At 64.4% G+C, this 6,972-nt stretch carries 7 protein-coding genes; 5 read left to right on the forward strand and 2 right to left on the reverse strand.

Annotated elements, in window-relative coordinates; genetic code table 11:
• Positions 1-47: 47 nt before the first annotated feature.
• The 4 genes from MTR62_RS07755 to MTR62_RS07770 all read left to right on the forward strand — a co-directional run bounded on the left by MTR62_RS07755 (position 48) and on the right by MTR62_RS07770 (position 3,659).
• Positions 48-1,160, forward strand: a complete 1,113-nt coding sequence (locus tag MTR62_RS07755; protein WP_244018666.1) for an S-(hydroxymethyl)glutathione dehydrogenase/class III alcohol dehydrogenase — start codon at positions 48-50, stop codon at positions 1,158-1,160.
• Positions 1,161-1,174: 14 nt separating this feature from the next.
• On the forward strand, positions 1,175-1,555 hold the full coding sequence (locus MTR62_RS07760) for a VOC family protein (protein WP_244018668.1): 381 nt from the start codon (positions 1,175-1,177) through the stop codon (positions 1,553-1,555).
• A gap of 10 nt (positions 1,556-1,565) precedes the next feature.
• Positions 1,566-2,402, forward strand: coding sequence for an S-formylglutathione hydrolase (fghA, locus tag MTR62_RS07765; RefSeq protein ID WP_244018670.1), 837 nt, complete (start codon positions 1,566-1,568; stop codon positions 2,400-2,402).
• A gap of 1,086 nt (positions 2,403-3,488) precedes the next feature.
• A complete protein-coding gene (locus tag MTR62_RS07770; RefSeq protein ID WP_244018672.1) occupies positions 3,489-3,659 on the forward strand; it encodes a hypothetical protein in 171 nt (56 codons plus the stop codon).
• Between the two features lie 613 nt (positions 3,660-4,272).
• On the opposite strand, the gene MTR62_RS07775 is transcribed toward MTR62_RS07770, so the two are convergent.
• A complete protein-coding gene (locus tag MTR62_RS07775) occupies positions 4,273-5,148 on the reverse strand; it encodes an alpha/beta fold hydrolase (RefSeq protein WP_244018674.1) in 876 nt (291 codons plus the stop codon).
• A 213-nt stretch (positions 5,149-5,361) separates the two neighbouring features.
• Between MTR62_RS07775 and trxB the strand changes: the two genes are divergently transcribed.
• Positions 5,362-6,333: a thioredoxin-disulfide reductase gene (trxB, locus tag MTR62_RS07780; RefSeq protein WP_244018676.1), complete on the forward strand. Its 972-nt coding sequence runs from the start codon at positions 5,362-5,364 to the stop codon at positions 6,331-6,333.
• A 21-nt stretch (positions 6,334-6,354) separates the two neighbouring features.
• On the opposite strand, the gene MTR62_RS07785 is transcribed toward trxB, so the two are convergent.
• Positions 6,355-6,972, reverse strand: a 618-nt coding sequence (locus MTR62_RS07785) for an alpha/beta fold hydrolase (protein ID WP_244018678.1), incomplete at its 5' end; no start/stop codon positions are given.

A 6,972-nucleotide genomic window follows, 5' to 3' on the forward strand; every position in this document is an offset into this window, starting at 1 on the left:
TTAGAAGGCCCGCCAACGCATCACGGTACGCTACAGGAGACCCGTTCATGAAAACCCGCGCCGCCGTCGCCTTTGAAGCCAAGAAGCCGCTGGAGATCGTGGAAGTCGACCTCGAGGGCCCCAAGGCGGGCGAGGTCCTGGTCGAGATCATGGCGACCGGCATCTGCCACACCGACGCCTACACGCTCGACGGGCTCGATTCCGAAGGTCTGTTCCCCTCGATCCTGGGCCACGAAGGCGCAGGGATCGTGCGCGAGGTCGGGCCGGGCGTGACCTCGGTCGCGGTCGATGACCATGTCATCCCGCTCTACACGCCGGAATGCCGCCAGTGCAAAACCTGCACCTCGGGCAAGTCGAACCTGTGCACCTCGATCCGCTCGACCCAGGGGCAGGGGCTCATGCCCGACGGCACCAGCCGCTTTTCCTACAAGGGGCAGACGATCTTCCACTACATGGGTTGCTCGACCTTCTCGAACTTCACCGTGCTGCCCGAGATCGCGCTCGCCAAGATCCGCAAGGACGCGCCGTTCCAGTCCTCGTGCTACATTGGCTGCGGCGTGACCACCGGCGTTGGCGCGGTGGTCAACACCGCCAAGGTCCAGGTGGGTGACAATGTCGCGATCTTCGGCCTGGGCGGTATCGGCCTCAACGTGATCCAGGGGGCGAAGCTCGCCGGGGCCAACAAGATCATCGGTGTCGACATCAACCCCGATCGCGAGGAATGGGGCCGCAAGTTCGGCATGACCGACTTCCTCAACACCAAGGGGATGAAGCGCGAGGACGTGATCGCCAAGATCCTCCAGATGACCGACGGCGGCGCGGACTACACCTTCGACTGCACCGGCAACACCGAAGTGATGCGCACCGCGCTCGAATGCTGCCACCGCGGCTGGGGTGAGAGCATCATCATCGGCGTGGCCGAGGCGGGCAAGGAAATCGCTACCCGCCCGTTTCAGCTGGTGACCGGCCGCGTGTGGAAGGGCACCGCGTTCGGCGGCGCCAAGGGCCGGACCGACGTGCCCAAGATCGTCGATTGGTACATGGACGGAAAAATCCAGATCGATCCGATGATTACCCACGTCATGGGGCTTGAAGACATCAACAAGGCGTTCGATCTCATGCACGCGGGCGAATCGATCCGTTCGGTCGTGGTTTACTGAGGAGTTCCGTTACGATGTTCAGCCATATCTTCGTGGGCACCAACGATCCGGCCGCCGCCAAGGTGTTCTACGACGCCGTGTTCGGGGCCTATGGGCTCAAGGAAGGCTTCGCGATCAAGGACGGCGCGGCGTTCGTCTACTCGGACGGCACCGCCAACTTCATCGTCGGCACTCCGTCGAACGGCGAGCCCGCAACCTTTGCCAATGGCGGCACGATCGGCCTCAAGGCGGCGAGCCCCGAGGTGGTCGATGCGGCGTACAAGGCGGGCATCGCGGCGGGTGGCTCGTGCGATGGTGAGCCCGGTCCGCGTGCGGCGTTCCCCGGCAGCTATGGCGCGTACTTGCGCGATCCGGACAACAACAAGCTGTGCCTGTGGCACGTGGCCGCGGCCTGAGGAACGCGTGATGAGCCTCGAGACGGTATCGACCAACCGCAGCCATGGCGGCACGCAGGGCGTCTACGCCCATGCCTCGGCCGAGACGGGCACGACGATGACCTTTGCGGTCTTCGTGCCCGATCACGAGCCTGGCGCCCGGTTGCCGGTTCTGTGGTACCTCTCGGGGCTCACCTGCACCCACGCCAACGTCACCGAAAAGGGCGAATTTCGCGCGGCTTGCGCCGAGCATGGGATCATCTTCGTGGCGCCGGACACCAGCCCGCGCGGCGAGCCGGTGCCTGATGATGAAGGCTACGATTTCGGCAAGGGCGCTGGCTTCTACGTCGATGCGACGAAGGAGCCCTGGAAGGCCAACTTCCGCATGCGCGCCTACATCGAACGCGAACTGCCCGCGCTGGTGGCCGAGGCCTTTCCCGCCGACATGACCCGTCAGGGCATCACCGGCCATTCGATGGGGGGGCACGGCGCGCTCACCATCGGCTTGCGCAATCCCCAGCGGTTTCGCTCGGTCAGCGCGTTTGCGCCGATCGTCTCGCCGCTCGCTTGCCCCTGGGGCGAAAAGGCGCTGGGGGGCTATCTCGGGGCGGATCGGGCGGCCTGGCGTGAATACGATGCCTGTGCGCTGATCGCCGACGGTGCCCGTGTGCCCGCCCTTCTGGTCGATCAGGGCAGCGCCGATGGTTTCCTTGAAGATCAGCTCAAGACCGGGCTGCTGGTCGAGGCATGCGAGGCCGCGGGCCAGAGCGCCACGATCCGCATGCAGGAGGGGTACGACCACTCGTACTACTTCATTTCGACATTCCTTGGTGAGCATATCGCCTGGCACGCGCGCCACTTCGCGTAATACCAACCTGCAGTAATCCTGACCTATGAGGGCGGTTCCTGGTGGTTCTCGACCAGAAGCGTCCGACGAGGCGATGCGGTTCATCGTCACGAGGACGCGACGCCGTTCGAGGGCCACCAGGAACCGCCNTGGTTCTCGACCAGAAGCGTCCGACGAGGCGATGCGGTTCATCGTCACGAGGACGCGACGCCGTTCGAGGGCCACCAGGAACCGCCGGAAGGATCACTGCAGGTTGGTATAAGTGCGCCACGTGCGGCGCGGGAGGAAATGTCTCGTCGCCGGGCGATCCGGCGGGTGACAGCCCTCGTGTCTGACGCCCTGGGCCTGACACTGGCGCCTGATACTGAGGGCCTGATGCCATGGAGCTGATGCTTAAGGGGGCGTTGCTCTTGGCATGAGGCGTCGTTGCGCGCCTGCGCCGGCTGCCCCCCAGTCCCCGAGAGCGGTGCCATGGGGCCGGTGCGCCCTTTCGCCGCCGTTTCCGATCCATCCGGTGAGCGATGCATCGACGGTCGAGGCGCGCGGTGTTGACGGGTCGCGGGCCGGTAGCCCACTGACATGGCATTCCTGCGGCAGGGCGAAAGGCGTGCGCGACGGTTCGAGTGATCCGGCGAATCACGGAGGCGTTTTCGCGCGTCCGCAGCCTTTGGAATGGCCAGGGTGGGTGTACCCGACCGCCGCGATTGGCGCGAAGTGGCTGGTTTTGTTGCTCTGCGGCAGGAATCGCGCGTCAAATGCTGCCATGCCGCGTCGATCGTGAAACCGGTCTGCCTCAAGGGGCCGCGAGGGTTGCTTTTGCAGTCTAAATGCACCTTTTTGCACTGCAAAACGGCCCGATGCGCAATCCGGGAATATTACACTTTCGGGACCGTTAATTCCCATGATTCGATCTATAATTACGAAAAAATCTAATGTTGTGGCATTAAATGAAATTCACACCTTTGATATGGAAAATTTGGCGCAATCTTGTTATAGATCAACGCATCGAAAGGCCGTTCGGTGACATCAAGAGGTGCACCCAACGCAATGGAGTGAATTGAGCGGTGACGCGCAAGACGTCCACCGCTCCCTATTTGGGGATGTCAAATGCAGGTCGCAGATACCAAGGGCATGATGATCGAAACGGGGCTTCATGAGGTCTATGCCATGCAGCGTCTGGAAAATTCCACTACCGAACACGACGCACGCGGTCTGATCGCGGCCGTCGGGCTCAGCGTCGCGTGCTGGGTCGTGCTCGGCTACTTCCTGCTGGTCTGAACGACCACTTCCAAGAGCCATCCCGGTGGTCTGGACCGCCGGGATGGTTTCGTGCGCCAGCCGCTGGCTTGGGGCCGCTGCTCTGGTAAATGACGCTCGTTTGTTCCGGCTCGCGGGAACGCGAGACGGTCTACCCGCGTTGAACGGACATGCAGCGCACGTCTATCCGTACTGTCGATGAGCGACCTTTGGCGTGCCGGGGCTTGGTTCACGAGCGTCGGTCGCGTGCGAACGCCGCAGTGATCCCGGCGGTGATCTTCGGGTTGTGCCTGGCGCTCGGCGCCTTTGCCTTGCCGTTTGGCCGCACGGCCTCGGCCGATGATACGGCCGCTCGGGCGGTTTCCAGCCCGGTTCCATCACCGGACGATGCCGCCCATGCGTTAAAAGCACGAAACGGGCTAGGTCGATCGGATGGCGTTTGAACGAAATCCGTTATAAGCTTTTGTATTTGCACATTTTGTGAGCCATCAGGTGGTTCCACCTGCCTGAAAAATGTTCTCGCGGTTGGATTGCGGCATTTGATACCTCTGCGGATGGGGGCTTCCATCTTAAACGCAATCCACCAGCCTCGCCCCGATTGAAGCCGCGCGCGGGCGGCCCGGCCATCGGCGCTTCAGGCGAGAAAGCCCTTCACGTCGGCGAGGAACCGCTCGAGCTGATCGTGATGTACCCAATGTCCTGCATTTTCATATAGTTTCAGCTTGGCCTTGGCAAAATGGGTGAGGCGTCCGTCGGTCAGTGGATCGCTTGCAAAGCTCTTCTCTCCCCAGATCATCAGCACATCGCAGGTGATCGCGCGCCACAGCGCGATCAGCTCGGGCGTGGTCACGTCGTTTGCGGGGGCGACGTTGAGGTAGGTGTCGAATTTCCAGCTCCAGGAACCGTCCTCGTTGCGGCTGGCGCCGTGGGTCGTGAGGTGGCGGGCCTGTTCGTCGCTGAGGAAGGGGTTGGCCGCTTTCATCCGTTCGAACGCGGCGCGGCGGGTGGTGTACTTGCGCGGCGTGCGCGCGGCGGCCTTGCGCTTGTCGGTGATCCAGCCATGCATGCGCTGGGCGAGGTCTTGCCCCTCCCGGCCGTGCGGGTCGGCCGGGCTGCGGCCGAGCCCCTCGATGTTGACCAGCTTTTCCACGCGCTCGGGGAACAGTCCGGCGTAACGCGTGGCGATGGCACCGCCCAGCGAATGGCCGATGATAGACACCTTGGGATAGCCAAGCGTATGGATCAACTGGGCAAAGTCGAACAGATAGGCGTCCATCCCGTAATGGCCTTCGGGCGACCAGTCGCTGTCGCCGTGGCCGCGCAGGTCAGGACAGATCACGTGCCAGTCGCCGCGCAGTTCGTCGGCCACCCAATCCCAGCTACGGCAATGGTCGCGCCCGCCGTGCTGAAGGATCAGCGGCGGCGCCTCGGGGTTGCCCCAGTCGACGTAGTTGAGCCGCAGGCGCTGCGATACGAAGCGGTTGGAAGTGGGGCCGAGCTGCTTGTCCATGCTCTTACCGATTATCCGCGCCAGCGCCGCCGTCAACCGGCATAGGCCAAAGGCACGATACGCTGTTGCGCGTCCAACCTTGCGGCGGATACGTGGGATTTGCCGGGGACAATGAATTCCATCGCACCAACCCGCTTGGCAAACCGGGGCCAAACACCCTATCTCGCGCGCTCAGCTTCGCAAATGCGCCTTTTCAATTCCCGGAGACAGTCGATGCCCACCACCCACAAGACCCGCATGCTCATTATCGGATCGGGCCCGGCGGGTCTTTCGGCGGCGATCTATGGCGCGCGCGCCGGGCTCGAGCCGATCGTCGTGCAGGGCCTTCAGCCCGGCGGCCAGCTCACCATCACCACCGACGTCGAAAACTATCCCGGCTTTCGTGAGGTGATCCAGGGGCCTTGGCTGATGCAGGAAATGCAGGCCCAGGCCGAGCACGTGGGCACGCGCATGATGTGGGACACGATCACCGAGGTCGATCTTTCGGGCGACACCTTCATCGCCAAGGGCGATGGCGGCGACATCTACGAAGGCGATACGCTGGTGATCTGCACCGGAGCGCAGGCCAAGTGGCTGGGCGTTCCGGGCGAACAGGCGCTGTCGGGCAAGGGCGTTTCGGCCTGCGCGACCTGCGACGGGTTCTTCTATCGCGGCAAGAAGGTGGTGGTCATCGGCGGCGGCAACACCGCGGTCGAGGAAGCGCTCTACCTCACCAACCATTCGGACGACGTGACGCTGATCCACCGCCGTGATTCGCTGCGCGCGGAAAAGATCCTGCAGGATCGCATGGCCGCCAACCCCAAGCTTTCGGTGGTGTGGAACAAGAAGGTCGATGAATTCCTGGCGGGCGACAACGGCGAACTGCGCGCGCTCGCGCTGACCGACACGGTCACCGGCGAGAGCAGCGAGTTCGAGACCGAGGGCGCCTTCGTCGCCATTGGCCACGCACCCGCGACCGAGCTGTTCAAGGGCAAGCTGGCAATGGACGAAACCGGCTATCTGCTGGTCACGCCGGGCACGCCCAAGACTGACATTCCCGGCGTGTTCGCGGCGGGCGATGTCTGCGACCACACCTACCGCCAGGCGATCACCGCAGCGGGCATGGGCTGCCAGGCCGCGCTCGACGCGGAGCGCTATCTTGCCGCCAAGGCCTTTGCAGGGGTGACCGAAACCGTGCAGGGTTAAGGCCGAGCGACCGCGCGGCGCTCAGGACAGGTCCGTGAGCGCCGCGGTTACCTGATCGAACAGCCACTGTCGGGCCTCGGGCTCGACATAGCTGTGCGTCGCGTCCGGGCAGAGCCGGATGCGCGGATCGTTGCGATCCCAGCGCGCGAGAAAGGTCTGCCCGGTGCGGTCGCGCCCGGCGATCAGCAGGCGCACCGGGCCACAGAAGCCCGCCAACCCATCCTTCAGCGCGCCGGTCAGGGCGTTCCCGGCCTCCGCCCGACGCAGCGTTGACAGCAGGCTTGCCAAGAGCGGGCGCAAGGCCACCCGTCCGCTCAGCAGCCGTCTGAGCGCGGCCGGATCGGCAAGGCGCCGGGCGTAGTGCGCGCGGGTCGCGGCGGAGGGGACCGTTTCGCTCTCGTCATCCTCGATCGTCCAGGGGTTGGACAGGACAAGGGCATCGAGCCCGTACCCGTGCGTCAACATCAGCGCGGCGGCCCCATCGCAATTACCCAGCCCGACCACGCGGGTCACCTGCGGGCAGGCGGCGCGCAGCGCGGCGAGTGCGGCCGCGATGTCGGGCGCGCTGGCGCGAAAGCTACGGTTCTCCCCGTCGCTGTCCCCCACGCCGCGCCGGTCGAAGCGCAGCACCGGCCAACC

This window comes from Novosphingobium organovorum (assembly GCF_022832435.1).
Lineage (GTDB): Bacteria > Pseudomonadota > Alphaproteobacteria > Sphingomonadales > Sphingomonadaceae > Novosphingobium > Novosphingobium organovorum.

Excerpts from the sequence above, each read along its gene's own strand:
- MTR62_RS07770 (WP_244018672.1), top strand. The coding sequence starts at position 3,489 with ATGCAGGTCGCAGATACCAAGGGCATGATGATCGAAACGGGGCTTCAT.
- MTR62_RS07775 (WP_244018674.1), bottom strand. The coding sequence starts at position 5,148 with ATGGACAAGCAGCTCGGCCCCACTTCCAACCGCTTCGTATCGCAGCGC.
- MTR62_RS07760 (WP_244018668.1), top strand. The coding sequence starts at position 1,175 with ATGTTCAGCCATATCTTCGTGGGCACCAACGATCCGGCCGCCGCCAAG.
- fghA (WP_244018670.1), top strand. The coding sequence starts at position 1,566 with ATGAGCCTCGAGACGGTATCGACCAACCGCAGCCATGGCGGCACGCAG.
- trxB (WP_244018676.1), top strand. The coding sequence starts at position 5,362 with ATGCCCACCACCCACAAGACCCGCATGCTCATTATCGGATCGGGCCCG.
- MTR62_RS07755 (WP_244018666.1), top strand. The coding sequence starts at position 48 with ATGAAAACCCGCGCCGCCGTCGCCTTTGAAGCCAAGAAGCCGCTGGAG.